This is a genomic window from Qipengyuania sp. YIM B01966 (assembly GCF_016461955.1).
Taxonomy (GTDB): Bacteria; Pseudomonadota; Alphaproteobacteria; order Sphingomonadales; family Sphingomonadaceae; genus QFOP01.
Map to the genome: position 1 here is coordinate 66,180 of NZ_JADMNM010000010.1, position 15,859 is coordinate 82,038.

Annotated in this window: 13 protein-coding genes; 3 read left to right on the forward strand and 10 right to left on the reverse strand. The window is 66.4% G+C overall.

The window, feature by feature from the left end; translation table 11 throughout:
• Positions 1-8: 8 nt before the first annotated feature.
• The 5 genes from guaA to ILT46_RS10810 all read right to left on the reverse strand — a co-directional run bounded on the left by guaA (position 9) and on the right by ILT46_RS10810 (position 6,144).
• On the reverse strand, positions 9-1,583 hold the full coding sequence (gene guaA, locus ILT46_RS10790; protein ID WP_199504653.1) for a glutamine-hydrolyzing GMP synthase: 1,575 nt from the start codon (positions 1,581-1,583) through the stop codon (positions 9-11).
• 115 nt (positions 1,584-1,698) lie between these two features.
• Positions 1,699-3,309 (reverse strand): class I adenylate-forming enzyme family protein, encoded by a 1,611-nt coding sequence (locus ILT46_RS10795; RefSeq protein WP_199504654.1) that lies wholly within the window; start codon positions 3,307-3,309, stop codon positions 1,699-1,701.
• A 56-nt stretch (positions 3,310-3,365) separates the two neighbouring features.
• A complete protein-coding gene (locus tag ILT46_RS10800) occupies positions 3,366-4,286 on the reverse strand; it encodes a cation diffusion facilitator family transporter (RefSeq protein WP_370592423.1) in 921 nt (306 codons plus the stop codon).
• Positions 4,283-4,714 carry a hypothetical protein gene (locus ILT46_RS10805; RefSeq protein ID WP_199504655.1) on the reverse strand — a complete coding sequence of 144 codons (432 nt, stop codon included), beginning with the start codon at positions 4,712-4,714 and terminating at the stop codon, positions 4,283-4,285. Before ILT46_RS10805 ends, ILT46_RS10800 begins: the two co-directional genes overlap by 4 nt.
• Before the next feature lie 41 nt (positions 4,715-4,755).
• The gene (locus ILT46_RS10810) at positions 4,756-6,144 is read right to left on the reverse strand and encodes an L-serine ammonia-lyase (protein ID WP_199504656.1); all 1,389 of its coding nucleotides are present in this window, start codon (positions 6,142-6,144) and stop codon (positions 4,756-4,758) included.
• 112 nt (positions 6,145-6,256) lie between these two features.
• Between ILT46_RS10810 and gyrB the strand changes: the two genes are divergently transcribed.
• Both gyrB and ILT46_RS10820 read left to right on the forward strand, forming a co-directional pair.
• Positions 6,257-8,779: a DNA topoisomerase (ATP-hydrolyzing) subunit B gene (gyrB, locus tag ILT46_RS10815; RefSeq protein WP_370592424.1), complete on the forward strand. Its 2,523-nt coding sequence runs from the start codon at positions 6,257-6,259 to the stop codon at positions 8,777-8,779.
• 325 nt (positions 8,780-9,104) lie between these two features.
• Positions 9,105-10,874 carry a bifunctional metallophosphatase/5'-nucleotidase gene (locus ILT46_RS10820; RefSeq protein ID WP_199504658.1) on the forward strand — a complete coding sequence of 590 codons (1,770 nt, stop codon included), beginning with the start codon at positions 9,105-9,107 and terminating at the stop codon, positions 10,872-10,874.
• A 69-nt stretch (positions 10,875-10,943) separates the two neighbouring features.
• Here ILT46_RS10820 and ILT46_RS10825 read toward each other — a convergent pair whose 3' ends face one another.
• The 5 genes from ILT46_RS10825 to ILT46_RS10845 form a co-directional block, all read right to left on the reverse strand.
• Complete coding sequence (locus ILT46_RS10825) at positions 10,944-11,387, reverse strand: hypothetical protein (RefSeq protein ID WP_199504659.1); 444 nt, start codon at positions 11,385-11,387, stop codon at positions 10,944-10,946.
• A gap of 100 nt (positions 11,388-11,487) precedes the next feature.
• Positions 11,488-12,099 carry a 1-acyl-sn-glycerol-3-phosphate acyltransferase gene (locus tag ILT46_RS10830; protein ID WP_199504660.1) on the reverse strand — a complete coding sequence of 204 codons (612 nt, stop codon included), beginning with the start codon at positions 12,097-12,099 and terminating at the stop codon, positions 11,488-11,490.
• The gene (locus tag ILT46_RS10835) at positions 12,096-13,703 is read right to left on the reverse strand and encodes a carboxyl transferase domain-containing protein (protein WP_199504661.1); all 1,608 of its coding nucleotides are present in this window, start codon (positions 13,701-13,703) and stop codon (positions 12,096-12,098) included. Before ILT46_RS10835 ends, ILT46_RS10830 begins: the two co-directional genes overlap by 4 nt.
• Positions 13,700-14,191, reverse strand: a complete 492-nt coding sequence (locus tag ILT46_RS10840; protein ID WP_199504662.1) for an HIRAN domain-containing protein — start codon at positions 14,189-14,191, stop codon at positions 13,700-13,702. The genes ILT46_RS10835 and ILT46_RS10840 overlap by 4 nt, the downstream gene beginning before the upstream one ends.
• Positions 14,188-15,354: an acyl-CoA dehydrogenase family protein gene (locus tag ILT46_RS10845; protein WP_199504663.1), complete on the reverse strand. Its 1,167-nt coding sequence runs from the start codon at positions 15,352-15,354 to the stop codon at positions 14,188-14,190. The genes ILT46_RS10840 and ILT46_RS10845 overlap by 4 nt, the downstream gene beginning before the upstream one ends.
• Before the next feature lie 112 nt (positions 15,355-15,466).
• Here ILT46_RS10845 and ILT46_RS10850 point away from each other — a divergent pair.
• The coding region (locus tag ILT46_RS10850; RefSeq protein WP_199504664.1) for a GAF domain-containing protein at positions 15,467-15,859 on the forward strand (393 nt) is incomplete at its 3' end.

Consider the following 15,859-nt stretch of genomic DNA (forward strand, 5'->3'; position numbering starts at 1 on the left):
CCGCGCGTTTATTCCCACTCGATCGTGCCCGGCGGCTTGCTGGTGTAATCGTACACCACCCGGTTGATGCCCTGCACCTCGTTGATGATGCGGGTGGCGACGCGGCTGAGGAAGCCAGCATCGAACGGATAGATGTCGGCGGTCATCCCGTCCACGCTGGTCACGGCCCGCAGCGCGCAGACATTGTCGTAAGTGCGTCCGTCGCCCATCACGCCGACGGTCTTGACCGGCAGCAGCACGGCGAAGGCCTGCCAGATCGCATCATACAGGCCGGCCGCGCGGATTTCCTCGAGATAGATCGCATCGGCCTTGCGCAGCACGTCGCAACGCTCCTTGGTCACCTCGCCGGGGATGCGAATGGCGAGGCCCGGCCCGGGGAACGGGTGGCGGCCGACAAACTGGTCGTTCAGCCCCAGCTCGCGGCCGAGCACGCGAACCTCGTCCTTGAACAATTCGCGCAAGGGTTCGACCAGCGCCATGTTCATCCGTTCGGGCAGCCCGCCGACATTGTGGTGGCTCTTGATCGTCACGCTCGGCCCGCCGGTGAAGCTGACGCTTTCGATGACATCGGGATAGAGCGTGCCTTGGGCGAGGAACTCCGCCCCGCCCAGCTTCGCCGCTTCCTCCTCGAACACGGCGATGAATTCGCCGCCGATGAACTTGCGCTTGGCTTCGGGGTCGGTGACCCCGGCGAGGCCGCGCATGAAGCGTTCCTCGGCATCGACCACCACCAGCGGGATGTTGTAATGGTCGCGGAACAGGCTTTCGACCTGTGCCCGCTCGTTCAGCCTGAGCAGGCCGTGATCGACGAACACGCAGGTCAGCTGATCGCCGATCGCCTCGTGAATCAGGATCGCCGCGACCGAGCTGTCCACCCCGCCCGACAGGCCGCAGATTACCCGCCCGTTTCCGACCTGTTCGCGAATTTCGCGGATCTTGGTGTCGCGATAGGCGGCCATGGTCCAGTCGCCGGCGAGCCCGCAGACCCGGTGGACGAAATTGGCGATCAGCTTCGCCCCGTCGGGCGTATGCGCAACCTCGGGATGGAACTGGGTGCCGTAGAAGCGCCGGTCCTCATCCGCGATCACCGCGAAGGGCGCGCCGTCGCTGGTGGCGACGATGCGGAAGCCGGGGGCAAAGCGGGTCACCTTGTCGCCGTGGCTCATCCATACCTGGTGGCGTTCGCCGACCTGCCACAGCCCGTCGAACAACGCGCACGGCTCGGTCACGGTCAGGAACGCCCGGCCGAATTCGCCGCCATCGCCCGTCTCGTGGCCGGGCCGCACTTCGCCGCCAAGCTGATGGCTCATCACCTGCTGGCCGTAACAAATGCCGAGGATCGGCACGCCGGCTTCAAACAGCTCTTCGGGCGCGCGAGGGCTGCCTTCTGACGGCACGCTGGCGGGCGAGCCCGAGAGGATGACCCCCTTGGGCTGCATCCGCGCGAACGCGGCTTCGGCCTGGGTGAACGAGGCAATTTCGCAATAGACCCCGGCCTCACGCACGCGCCGGGCGATGAGCTGGGTCACCTGGCTGCCGAAATCGACGATCAGGATGGAATCGGGGTGCTGGTCGGGCGTCATGGCGGGCGGATAGGCGAGGCACCGGGCGTCGTAAAGCGAACGGGACGCGATCAGATCGTTGCAGCAAACGCAACACCTGTTCGGCTTTTCGCATTTGCCGTGGTGGCGAGCGTGCCTACATGACGGTCAAGCCGGCGGCCGGGCTCCTCTCCCCCCCCCGATCCCCCGTCGCCGGCCCCTTATCCTGCACCCCGGCGATCAGCGCGCGCAGCTCGGTCTTGAGCAGCTTTCCGATATGGCTGCGCGGCATTGCCTCGATCGCGTGGAGCGCCGACAGGCGCTGCGTCTTGCCCAATCGTGCATTGACCGCGCCGCGCACCGCCTCGACATCGGCGGCGGGGTCGGCCAGCACGACGAAGCCGACCGGGGTTTCACCCCATTGCTCGCTTTCGACCCCGATCACCGCGGCTTCGGCCACTTGCGGTTCCTTTTCCAGTTCGGCCTCGAGGTCGGCCGGATAGATGTTGAACCCGCCCGAAATGATCATGTCCTTCGCCCGGCCGACCAGCTCGACGAAGCCGTCTTCATCGACCCGGCCGATATCGCCCATCCGCTGCCAGATCTCACCCGTCGCCGGGTCGGTCCAGTATCCCTCGCGCGTCTTGTCGGGCTGGTTCTTGTAGCCGCTCATCATCGTGCCACTGCGCCCGACGAGATGCCCGGCCGTACCCGGCGGTACCTCGCGATCCTCGTCGTCCAGCACCTTGAGATAGCTGCCCGGCGCCGGGCGGCCGACCGTGTGCAGCTTGTCCGGGAATTCGTGGGCAGCCAGCGTGCAGACCACCCCGCCTTCGGTCATCGAATAGGCTTCGACCAGCCCGCCCGGCATCCGCCGCAACACCTCGGCCTTGAGCGCGGCGGAAAAGGGCGCTGAGGTGCAATATTTGAGCCGCATCGCCGACAGGTCGGTGGCGTCGAGCGCGTCTGAGCCGAGCAGTCGCTGATATTGCACCGGCACGAGCATGGTCAGCGTCGTGCGGTCCCGCTCGGCATGGGCCAGCCAGCGCGCGGCGTCGAACTTGCCCATGATCCGTACGAACCCGCCCGCCAGCAGCGGCGAGAGGAAGGCGAGCATGGTGGTGTTCGAATAGAGCGGGGTGGAGGCGAGCGCCCGCACCGGTCCGCCCGATGCGGCTAGCGCCGCGGCGGTCGTGGCGAATTGCCGCCAGCGCATCAGATGCGAATGGACGATGCCCTTGGGCGTGCCGGTGGTGCCGGACGAATAGATGATGTTGAACGGATCGGTGGGGGCCGGATCATAGGGCGCCGCGACCGTGCCGACGGGCGCCATCCAGGCGTCCAGTTCCTCGTCGAGCACGATATGGGTCATGTCGGGCATGAAATCATCGCCCAGCTCGGTAAGCTTGGCGCGGTCGATGAACAGGTGCCGCGCGCCGCTATCGGCGGCCATGCCGGCCAGTTGCGCCGGGCTGGCGCTGGTGGTCAGCGGTGCGGCCACCCCGCCCGCGCGCACCGCGGCGAGGAACATCAGCGCATAGGCCACGCTGCTCGTGCCGAGGATCGCCACCGATTGCCCGCGCTCCAGCCCGCCGGCCTGCAGCCGCGCGGCGATCCGTTCAACCCGATCGCCCACCTCGCCCCAGCTGAGGGTGCCGGCATCGTCCGCCAGCGCCGGCGCAGTGGGCTGCGTTGCGGCCCAGTGGGCGATGATGTGCGAAAACGAGCCGTATTCGGCGGCTAGAAGCGGTGCGGGGCTGTCGGTCATGCCGCCCACCCTAACCACAGGCTGCGCGCCCGCAAGCCGGCGATGGGCCGCCGCGGCTATTCGTCCGCTGCGGCCTGGCGTGGGGCGAGCCCCAGCCGGGAAAGCCGCCAGCCGTCATCGTCACCCATCAGCGTTTCGAGCGGCGGAACTTCGGCGCTGTCAGGCCCGACCCCGTCCACCGCGGCGACGATGTAGCGCCCCGATTCGCGCAGCCGCACCTCCCCCTCGGGCCAGCGCGCGCTGAGCCGCGCGTGCAGCCGCTGCGCATCCGCGGCGATATCCGCCCTGTCGAGCGCGCGCGGAGCCCCGTCGAGCAACTCAGCCGAAGCGATGCGGATATTGGTCAGCGCGTCCTTCATCACCGAGGCCGCGATGAACAAGGCTGCCGCACTGTCGGCCCACCAATATCCGAAATAGATCCCGGTGATGCCGAGAATGCCGGCAAGGCCGGTCTGCCAGTCGGCCTTCTGCATCAGCGCGTCGGTATGCAGCACCTTGTCATGCAGGCGCTTGGCGACCGGCTCCTTCATCCGTCCGATTATGACCGGCGGAACGACGGAATAGACCAGCGCGGCGATCATCGGCCAGCCGGACCACAGTTGATACCCGAACATCTCCACCGGGGCGAGCGTCGGGTGTTCCTGCGCCAGCAGCGTGGTGGCGCTTTCATAGATCAGGAACGCCCCCACCAGCCCCAGCGCCACCGCCGAGACCAGGAAGGCGAGGGAGTTGACGCGGTAGAAGCCGAAGGGAAACTTGGCCGTCGGCTCGCGGTTCTCGAACCGCGCGGCGAGCAGAAATGTAAGCGCCGGCACCAGGCTCAGCACATCTTCGATCAGCGCGGACTGCATCGCCTTGCTGCCGCCCATGGTCAGCCACATCGCGGCGATGACGGTGCTCATCCACACCAGCGTCCACCATTCGAGGCGGATCGCGTGGCGGAAATCCTTTGCGATCTCGGGTGGCTGTCGGCTCACTGCGCGCCACCGGCGCGTTCGAGCCGCATGATCCAGCCATTCTCTCCGTTGCGAAAGGCAAAGCGCGGGGCCGTCTCGGTAGCCCCTGCCTTGCGCCCCCAGCCCGGGGGGTCGCCGAAATGGACTCGCGTCGCCCAGGGCGAGGCGTCGGAAAAATGGCCATAGACGAGGTCGAGTTCGCCCAGTTCGAGCGCTTCGAGCAGTTCCTCGGTGTGGTCCTCGCGCCGCTCGACCCGGGCGCCGAGCGCGCGGGCGACCGAAGCTACCGCCGCATCGGCGCGCGCATCGGGCGGGGCGCCCGCAATGACACCCAGCCTCACGATACCGCTGTCGCGCACGCGCTCAGTCGTCTGGGCAGGATCGCGCGGCGGATCGGCGCAGCCCGCCAGCGCGGTCAACAGCGCGGTTGCGGCGAAAGTCCGGATCATGCGCATTGCCCACCACCCTCACATACCGGGCCGAGCCCAACTCAGCACTCGATCACGTTGACCGCGAGCCCGCCCTGGCTCGTTTCCTTGTATTTGCTCGACATGTCGAGCCCTGTCTGGCGCATCGTTTCGATCACCTGGTCGAGCGTGACCAGCGTTTCCGCGCCGGTGCGGTGGAGCGCGAGGCGCGCGGCGTTGACCGCCTTGACCGCGCCGATCGCGTTCCTCTCGATGCAGGGCACCTGCACCAGCCCGCCGACGGGGTCGCAGGTGAGGCCCAGATTGTGCTCCATGCCGATTTCCGCCGCGCTGGCGACCTGCGCCGGGGTGCCGCCCCACAAGGCTGCGAGCGCGCCCGCGGCCATCGAACAAGCGACCCCAACCTCGCCCTGACAGCCCATCTCCGCGCCCGAAATGCTCGCCCGTTGCTTGTAGAGCAGGCCGATCGCGCCCGCCGTCAGCAGGAAACGCCGGCGCGCTTGGGTGCAATCGGCCGATGAACCTTCCCCGCAATAGAACCGCATCACCGCCGGGATGATGCCCGCCGCGCCATTGGTCGGCGCGGTGACCACGCGGCCACCGGCAGCGTTTTCCTCGTTCACCGCCATCGCATAGCAATTGAGCCAGTCGAACAATTGTTCGCGCTCGTTCGATTGCGGATTGGCCTCCAACTTGGCCCACAGATCGGGCGCGCGGCGTTCCACCTGCAATCCGCCGGGGAGCAGCCCGCGCTGCGTCAGCCCGCGCGCGATGCAGGCTTCCATCGCGGCGGCAATCCGGTCGAGCCCGGCTTCGGTATCGGCGCGCGGGCGCATCGCGTCTTCGTTCGCCAGCACGATCCGGCAGATCGGCTGGCCCTCGCGCGCGCACAGCGCCAGCAAGTCCTCGGCCGAACCGAACGGGTAGGGCACGGCGGCACCGGCGGCGACGCGGTCGTCCTTGGCCGGGCGGCTCAGTTGCGCCTCGCTGGCGACAAAGCCGCCGCCGGTCGAATACCAGGTGCCGGAATACAGCGCGGCACCCGCCGCGGCATAGGCGGTCAGCACCATGCCGTTGGGATGCAGCACGGGGATGATGTGCCCCGACAAGGCGATGTCCCGCTGCCTCTCGAACGCGATATCCGGCCCGCTTCCGCCCAGCGCAAGCACTCCGCGTGTCGTCAGGTCCGCCAGCGCGGCAGCGGCTTCGTCGGGGTCGGTCGTCTCGGGTTCGAACCCCATCAGCCCCAGGATCGCCGCCTCGGGCGTGCCATGGCCGATCCCGGTCAGTGCCAGCGAGCCCTGCAAGTCGATCGCCACGCGCGCCGTCGCCGTGCGCACCCCGGCCTTGTCGAGCGCGCGGACGAACAGCGCGGCGATCCGCATCGGCCCGACCGTGTGCGAGGAGGACGGCCCGATGCCGATCCGGAAAATGTCGAGCACCGAGAGCATGGCCCGGCTTGCGCCAGCGCCGCTCGCGAATCAAGTAGTTGCCGCTGAAACAATTGTGGCAGCTGTGGAAGCGGGGCGTTCCGCGCTTGGGAAACGGGCCGCTCATCCCTATATGATCGGCATGAACGATACCCCTGCCAGCACCAACCCCAATGCCCCCCGCAGCGGCGATTACGGCGCCGATTCGATCAAGGTCCTCAAGGGGCTCGACGCGGTCCGCAAGCGGCCAGGGATGTATATCGGCGATACCGACGATGGCAGCGGCCTGCACCACATGGTGTTCGAGGTTTCTGACAACGCGATCGACGAGGCGCTGGCCGGCCATTGCGACCTGGTGCTGATCGAGCTCAACCCCGATGGCAGCGTCTCGGTGGAGGATAATGGCCGCGGCATTCCCACAGGGATGCACAAGGAAGAAGGCGTCTCGGCCGCCGAAGTCATCATGACCCAGCTCCACGCTGGCGGCAAGTTCGAGAACACCAGCGACGACAACGCCTACAAGGTATCGGGCGGGCTGCACGGGGTCGGCGTGTCGGTGGTCAACGCGCTGTCGCAATTCCTCGAACTGACCATCTGGCGCGATGGCAAGGAACATTGGATGCGCTTCGAACATGGCGATGCGGTCGCCCCGCTCGAAGTGCGCGGCCCTGCCGGGCGCGAGCGCACCGGCACGCGCGTCACCTTCCTGCCCAGCACCGACACGTTCAAGAACGTCACCGAATTCGATTTCGACAAGCTCGAGCATCGTTATCGCGAGCTGGCGTTCCTCAATTCGGGCGTGCGCATCCTGCTGCGCGACAAGCGCCACGAGGAAGTGGCTGAGCACGACCTCTATTACGAAGGCGGCATCGCGGCCTTCGTCAAATATCTCGACCGCAACAAGCAGCCGCTGATCGCCGAGCCGATCTCGGTCAGCGCGGAAAAGGACGGCATCGGGATCGACGTCGCGCTCGAATGGAACGATTCCTATTACGAGAACGTGCTGACCTTCACCAACAACATCCCGCAGCGCGATGGCGGCACGCATCTGGCCGCCTTCCGCGCGGCGCTGACCCGCACGCTCAACAATTATGCCGAGCGCTCGGGCCTGATGAAGAAGGAAAAGGTCACGCTGTCGGGCGAGGATATGCGCGAAGGGCTGACCGCGATCGTTTCGGTCAAGCTGCCCGACCCCAAATTCTCCAGCCAGACCAAGGACAAGCTGGTCTCCTCCGAAGTGCGCCAGCCGCTGGAATCGCTGATGAGCGAGAAGATGACCGAATGGCTGGAGGAAAATCCGGCCGACGCGAAAGCGATCATCGCCAAGATCATCGATGCCGCCGCCGCCCGCCAAGCCGCCCGCCGCGCCCGCGAATTGACCCGGCGCAAGGGGGCGATGGACATTGCCAGCCTGCCCGGCAAGCTGGCCGATTGCCAGGAACGCGACCCGGCAAAATCGGAGCTGTTCCTGGTCGAAGGCGACAGCGCCGGCGGCAGCGCCAAGCAGGGCCGCGACCGCAAGACGCAGGCGATCCTGCCGCTCAAGGGCAAGATCCTCAATATCGAACGCGCGCGGTTCGACCGGATCATTTCGTCCAAGGAGGTCGGCACGCTGATCCAGGCGATGGGCACCGGTCTGCGCGAGGAATTCAATCTCGACAAGCTGCGCTATCACAAGATCGTCATCATGACCGACGCCGATGTCGATGGCGCACATATCCGCACGCTGCTGCTGACCTTCTTCCACCGCCAGATGCCCGACATCATCCGCGCCGGGCATTTGTTCATCGCCCAGCCGCCGCTGTACAAGGTCAGCAAGGGCCGCAGCGAGGTCTATCTGAAGGATAATGCCGCGCTGGACCGTTATCTGGTCGATGCGGGCCTTGCCGGGCGGCTGCTCGAAACCGAAACCGGCCGGCGCGGCGAGAACGAACTGCGCGAACTGGTCGATCATGCGCTGAGGATGCGCAATCTGCTCGCCTTCGTGCCGCGCCGCTATGATAGCGGGATCGTCGAACAGATGGCGCTGGCGGGCGCGCTCGATCCCGAAGCGGATGGGCCGGCGCGGACCAGCGCACTCGACCTCGCCGCCGCGCGGCTGACCGCGGGCGACGAGGATGCCCGCTGGTCGGCAGCGCTCGGCGCGGACGGAATGGTCCGCTTCGAACGGCTATGGCGCGGGGTGACCGATGTGCACGAGATCGACGGCGCCTTCCTCGGCAGTGCCGAGGCGAGGAAGCTGCACGCGCTCGCCGCCGAACAGGCCGCCAGCTATACCGCGCCGGTGCGGCTGACACGCGAAAGCGCCGCCGCCGAGCCGTCCGAACCGGCGGGCGAGAACGACGCGGAAGCTGCGGGCGAGGAACCCGTCCGTCAGGCCGGCACGATCTCGCGCCCGACGCAATTGCTCGACATGGTGCTCGCCGCAGGGCGCAAGGGGCTTTCGATCCAGCGTTACAAGGGGCTGGGCGAGATGAATGCCGAACAGCTGTGGGAAACCACGCTCGACCCCGACAACCGCGCGCTGCTGCAGGTCAAGGTCGAGGATGCCGACGTGACCGACGAGATCTTCACCCGGCTGATGGGCGACGTGGTCGAACCGCGCCGCGAATTCATCCAGGACAATGCGCTGAACGTCGCCAATCTCGACATCTGACGTGACGGGAGTGGTTCGCGCGCGCATCATCACTTCGTCATTGCGGGCGTAGCGAAGCAATCTAGGCACTTGGCCCTGCCGCCCTGGATTGCCGCGGCGCCTGCGGCGCCTCGCAATGACGACCTACGTATCCCTCGTCATTGCGAGCGGAGCGAAGCAATCCACGGACGCACAGCCCCGCAGCGCGGGGCAATGACGAAAGGCGGCAACACGCCCTGTCCTACGCCGGCCCGCTCTGGCACAAAGGTCGCGCGATCAGGCGGCGCGGCCGGTGCCCCTGTCGCCGCCCGCCATGTCACCCGCCGTCAAAGCCGGAAAAAGCCTTATGCGCCAGACCTTTGCGAAATCCAACCAAAGGCGACACGGTGTCGCCTTTGTCACCCTGCTGCCTGCCGCGCTGCTGGCCGGCTGCGCGACGATACCGGCCGCGGCGCCGGAACCGGTGGAGATTCGCATTGTCGGGCTCAATGATTTTCACGGCAATCTTGAACCGATCCGCCGCCCGGTGATGATCCGCCAGGCCGAGGGCAGCGACCGGCCGGTGCCGACCGGCGGGGTCGCCTGGCTGGCCAGCGCAGTGCAGGCGATCCGCGCCAGGAGCGAACATTCGCTGGCGATTGCGGCCGGCGATCTGATCGGGGCCAGTCCGCTGGCCTCTTCGCTGTTCCTCGACGAACCGGCGATCGGGGCGATGAACCGGCTGGGGCTCGATTTCAACGCGGTCGGCAATCACGAATTCGATCGTGGCTGGCAGGAATTGCGCCGCATCCAGCAGGGCGGCTGCGAAAAGCTGACCCTGCGCGAGCCCTGCGCGGTCGAGAACCCCTATCCCGGCGCGCGCTTCCCGTTCCTTGCCGCCAATGTCCGCACACCCGATGGCGGCACGCTGTTCGCACCCTATGCGATCCGCCGGTTCGGCACCGGCGCGCGCGAGGTGGCGGTCGGCGTGATCGGGCTGACGCTGAAGGACACGCCGACGCTGGTCACGCCGAGCGGGGTCGCCGGGCTGACCTTTGCCGACGAGGCCGAGACGATCAACGCGCTGGTTCCCCGGCTCGAAGCCGAGGGGGCGGATGCGATCGTGGTCGCGATCCATCAGGGGATGCGCACCGAGGTCGGCTACAATGACAAGAGCTGCGGCGGCGTTTCGGGCCCGCTGCTCGGCATCCTTGCCCGGCTCGATCCGCGGGTCGATCTGGTCATTTCGGGTCACACCCATGCGACCTATGTCTGTGATTACGGCACGATTGATCCGGCGCGCCCGTTCCTTGTTACCAGTGCCGGCTATGGCGGCTCGTTCCTGACCGACATCGTCCTCAGCGTCGATCCGGTGCGCGGGGTGGTGGCGAAGCGGGCGGACAATATCGTGGTGCAGAGCGAAGGGCGCGATGCGCGCGGCAATCCGCTGCCGCTCGACCCGGCGCTGAATACGCTGGCCCCGCATCCCGAAATCGCCGCCTATGTCGGGCGCTATGTCGAAGCGGCGCGGGCCGCGTCCGAACGGCCGGTCGGGCGGATTACCGGGGATGGACGCAAGGGCGGGCCGGCGACCGAGGAAACCCCGCTCGGCAATATGATCGCCGACGCGCAGCTGGCCGCCACGCGCGGTGCGGGCGCGCAGATTGCGCTGATGAACAATTCGGGCATCCGCGCCGCACTGACCCCGCGTGAAGGTGGTGTGATCACTTATGGCGACATCTACGCCGTCCAGCCCTTCGGTAACACGCTCGTCACCAAGAGCTTTACCGGCGCGCAATTGCTGGCGCTGCTCGAACAACAGTTCGATGATGACGGCTTCGTGCAGACCTTTTCGCCCTCCGCCGGCTTCACCTACGCCTTCGACATGGGCCGGCCGGCGGGTGCGCGCGTGGTCCGCGCGGCGCTCGATGGCCAGCCGATCGACCCTGCGGCCAGCTACCGGGTGACGATGAACTCGTTCCTCGCCGCCGGTGGCGACAGCTTCACGCTTTTCAACGAGGGACGCGATGCGGTGACCGGGGCGGTCGATCTCGACGCGCTGGAGGCCTGGCTCGCCGCCCATCCGGCGCTGGCGTTACCGGCTACGGGGCGGATCGCCGATCTCACCCGCGAATAGCAAAACGGGCGACCGGATCGCTCCGGCCGCCCGCCTGCTCGCGGAGGCGCTGCCGCCCCCTTGGGGAAATCAGTTTGCCGTGCGGCGCCAGGTCTGTTCGGCGGTCATCGTGCCGGTGGTCGGCGCATCGGCGCTGGCCAGCTTGTAGAGCGCGCCATTGGCGATGGCGAAGACGTGGGTGGTGCCGCCGTCGCGGATCAGGATGCGGCTGTTGTCCGAATACCAGTTGAAGGTCCCGTTGGAGGTCTTGCCGTCCCGCACCAAGGTGTAGGTATCGTCGGTGTTGAGGGTCAGCGAATTGGCGCCATTGGTATAGGTGCCGGCATATTGCACGCTGGTGCGGGCATTGGCCGCCACGGCCGGGAAATCGGTCGCCGCAGTGGTCGGGGTGCCGGCCGTGGTGGCCGTCGCCGTCGTGTCGTCAGGGGTGGTGACGGTCTCTTCCTTCTTGCCGCAGGCCGCCATACCAAGGGCCAGCGGGGCAAGGGCGACAAGGGCGAATTGAGTGCGCATGAAGGGGACTCCTCGTTGGTTGAACTCGCTGCCCGAACGGTCGAACGCGTTGTTCGTTTCGCCCGATGAGGTGCGCAATGGCAATTTTGTTTCTGGCGGATTAATGAAGGTCCGCTGCCAATCGCCGGCTCTGCGCGGCAAGCCGCTCAAAACGCGGACAATCGGGCCGGTGAGCGCGATAGAAGGCAGCAATCTGCGCCAGGTCGGCGGCGTAGTCGTCGCTCGGCCAGATCGGCTCGCCAATTCCCCCGCGCCGGTTGGCCTGATCGACCCAGGCGGGCACGATCGGCACGCCGGCGGCCTTGGCTATATGCCAGAAGCCGCTGCGCCAGATGCCGTCACCGCTGCGCGAGCCTTCGGGCGCGATCACCAGCGCCAGTTCGTCCGCCTCGGCAAAGGCGGCGGCAACCTGTTCGACATAGCGCCCGCCGCGCCGGCTGCGATCGACCGGAATGCCGCCCATATCGTGCATGAACCGCGTCATCGGCCAGCGGAACAGCGTGTTCTTGCCCATGAAGGCCGGTTTCAACCCCAGCGCCCTGACCCCGCCAAGCACGAAGATGAAATCCCAGTTCGAGGTATGCGGCGCGCCAGTGATGATGCATTTCGTCACCCCCGGCGGCACGCCGGTAAAGCGGTAACCGCGCCAATCATACAGCGCGATCAGGATCCGATGGACGGCCCGCGAGAGGAAAGCCGGGCGGCGGCTCACATCCGGAACACGCCGAAGGCCGGGCGTTCCGGGATCGGCGCCTCCAGCGTGGCGGCCAGCGCCAGGCCGAGCACGTCGCGGGTCTGCACCGGATCGATAACCCCATCGTCCCACATCCGCGCGGTGGCGTAATAGGGGTTGCCCTCATCCTCGTATTTCTGCCGGATCGGCGCCTTGAACGCCTCGGCCTCTTCGGGGGTCCAGTTTGCCGCGTCGTGGTGGACCGTCGCCAGCACCGAAGCCGCCTGTTCGCCGCCCATCACCGAGATGCGCGCATTGGGCCAGCTGAACAGGAAGCGCGGCGAATAGGCGCGGCCGGCCATGCCGTAATTGCCCGCGCCGAAGCTGCCGCCGATCAGCACGGTGATTTTGGGTACGGTGGCGGTGGCGACCGCGGTGACAAGCTTGGCGCCGTGCTTGGCGATGCCTTCAGCTTCGTATTTCCCGCCGACCATGAAGCCGGATATGTTCTGCAGGAACAGCAGCGGTACACGGCGCTGGCAGGCAAGCTGGATGAAATGCGCCCCCTTCTGAGCGCTTTCGGAAAACAGCACGCCATTATTGGCGAGGATCGCGACCGGCATCCCCCAGATATGGGCAAAGCCGCAGACCAGCGTGCTGCCGAAATGCTGCTTGAATTCGTGGAACGCGCTGCCGTCAACCAGCCGCGCGATCACCTCATGCACGTCATAAGGCGCGCGGACATCATCGGGGATCAGCGCATAAAGATCGTCGGCGTCGAATTTGGGCGGTCTCGGCTCGCGCAGCTCGACCGCGCGGGCGGCTTGCGGGTTTTCGCCCAGGTGGCTGACGATATCGCGCACGATGGTCAGCGCGTGTTCGTCATTCTCGGCCAGATGATCGACCACGCCCGATTTCCGCGCATGGAGGTCGCCGCCGCCCAGATCCTCGGCGCTGATTTCCTCGCCCGTCGCGGCTTTCACCAGCGGCGGGCCGGCGAGGAAGATGGTGCCCTGTTCGCGCACGATCACCGTCTCGTCGCTCATCGCCGGCACATAGGCGCCACCCGCGGTACAGCTGCCCATCACGCAGGCGATCTGCGGGATGCCGAGCGCACTCATATTCGCCTGATTGAAGAAGATGCGACCGAAATGATCGCGGTCCGGGAAGACCTCGGCCTGATAGGGCAGATTCGCCCCGCCGCTGTCGACCAGATAGATGCAGGGCAGCCGGTTTTCCTGCGCGACTTCCTGCGCCCGCAAATGCTTCTTCACGGTCATCGGGTAGTACGATCCGCCCTTCACCGTCGGATCGTTGGCGACGATCATCACCTGCCGCCCGCTGACCCGCCCGATCCCGCAGATCATCGAGGCGCCTGAAACGTCGCCCTCGTACATTCCATTGGCGGCAAGCTGCCCGATCTCGAGGAACGGCGAGCCCGGATCGAGCAGCCGCTCGACCCGCTCGCGCGGGAGCAATTTGCCGCGCGACACATGTCGCTCGCGATGCTTCTCGGGCCCGCCCAGCGCCGCCTCGGCGACCCTGGAGCGCAGCTCGTCCGCCAGCCCCTTATTGTGCGCGAACCGCGCCTTCGCCTCGGCGCTGTCGCGGTCGAGTTTGGTGGTGAGTATGGGAGCGGTCACTTCAGTAGAGCTTTCAACAAGGATTGGAGAAACCCGCCCGATGATGCCGATTTTCGCTTTGTGGATTCAGATCGCGTCGACCGCGTTTCCCAGAGCGGAGCATGCTCGTAGAACTCTTGCTCACCTTTGAGGCGTTTTGGCTCTGGTTTGGCTCTGCCCTCCCAAACAATGCTCACAACGCAACCAAAGTTTGGGTAGTCGCGCATTCCGCCGGTCAGTTCATGGATAAAGGCGGTCGGCTTCAATCCCGAGTCCAGCAGCGGCGCAATGATCGCCGAGTCTTCTTTGCTCAGTGATCCGATCGCGCAACCTTCCTCGTTCACTGCAAGCACGCAATTCCGATCGTGCTCGTTGTCCGGCTCCCTAGCCAACTTAATGTGCTCGCCAGGCATTGCCCGTTGGAGAATTGCTTGCCGGTAAGTCCCGTCACGGTTTTTTTGGCTTTCTCCCACGAGGGGATAAATCTTCTTCCTGGGAAGATTGCTCATCCCGCCGCTCCGATCAGTTCGCGCCCGATCAGCATCCGGCGGATTTCGTTGGTACCTGCGCCGATGTCGAGCAGCTTGGCGTCGCGCAGATAGCGTTCGACCGGCCAGTCCTTGGTATAGCCCGCGCCGCCCAGCGCCTGCACCGCTTCGCCCGCCACGCGGAAGGCGTTTTCACTCGCCAGCAGGATTGCGCCGGCAGCGTCGAACCGGGTGGTCTGGCCGGCGTCGCACGCCTTGGCGACGGCATAGGTATAGGCGCGGGCCGATTGCAGCGCGACATACATATCGGCCACCTTGGCCTGCATCAGCTGGAAGCTGCCGATCGGTTTGCCGAACTGCTTCCTCTCGCGCAGATAGGGGATGACGGTGTCGAGACAGGCCTGCATGATGCCGAGCTGAAGGCCGGCGAGCACCACGCGCTCGTAATCAAGCCCGCTCATCAGCACGCCGACGCCGCCGTGCAGCGGGCCCATCACGCGATCCTCGGGCACGAAGCAATCGTCGAACACCAGTTCGGCGGTCGGGCTGCCGCGCATCCCCATCTTGTCGATCTTCTGGCCGATGGAAAAACCCGCATCATCTTTTTCGATCAGAAACGCGGTAATGCCCCGGCTGCCACCTTCGGGCGCGGTCTTGGCATAGACCACCAGAACATCGGCTTCCGAAGCGTTGGTGATCCAGAACTTGGTGCCGTTGAGGCGGAAACCACCTTCAACCGCATCGGCCCGCAGCTTCATCGAGACGACGTCCGAGCCCGCACCCGCCTCGCTCATCGCCAGGCTGCCGACATGTTCGCCGCTGATCAGGCGGGGCAGATATTGCGCCTTCTGTTCGGGGTTCCCCCAGCGGCGGATCTGGTTGACGCACAGGTTCGAGTGCGCGCCATAGGAAAGGCCCACGCTGGCGCTGGCGCGGCTCACTTCCTCGACCGCGATGACGTGTTCGAGATAGCCGAGGCCCAGCCCGCCATCCGCTTCCTCGACGGTAATGCCATGCAACCCCAGCGCGCCCATTGCCGGCCACAATTCGCGCGCAAACCAGTCCTCGCGATCGGCCCGTTCGGCCAGCGGGGCGACCTGTTCGTCGGCAAAGCGGGCCGCCGCCTCGCGGATCATCTGGGCGCTTTCGCCGAGTTGGAAATCAAAATCGGGGGTGGCGCGCATAGTCTCTCCTCGTGCGTTCCGGCGCATAGCGGCGCGGGGGGCGCGGCGCAAATATCGTGCGCGGCAGAGCAACACTTGGGAATCGCAGGCAGAAGCGGTATGGGCGCTGCCGATGAATGCGCCTGTCGCCCAGCAATGGCCCGCCGGAACGGCCCCTTCCCCTGCCTTTTGCGGCGAGGACGAGCGCCTGTCGGTGCTGGCCGCCTTCGGCGTCGATGCGTTGCAGGACGATCCCGAACTGGCCGAGATCACCGCCTTCGCCGCGCAGCTGTGCGATGCGCCGATCTGCCTTGTCAGCCTGGTCGAACAGGAACGCCAGCGGTTCATCGCCCGTACCGGGCTCGATGCGCTGGAAACGCCGCGACCGACCTCGTTCTGTGCCCATGCGATGCTCGGGTCCGAGGCGCTTCAGGTGCCCGATGCGCAGGCAGACCCGCGCTTTGCCGATAACCCGCTGGTCACGGGCGAAACGCATATCCGTTTATGGATGGCCCGCCCCTTAATT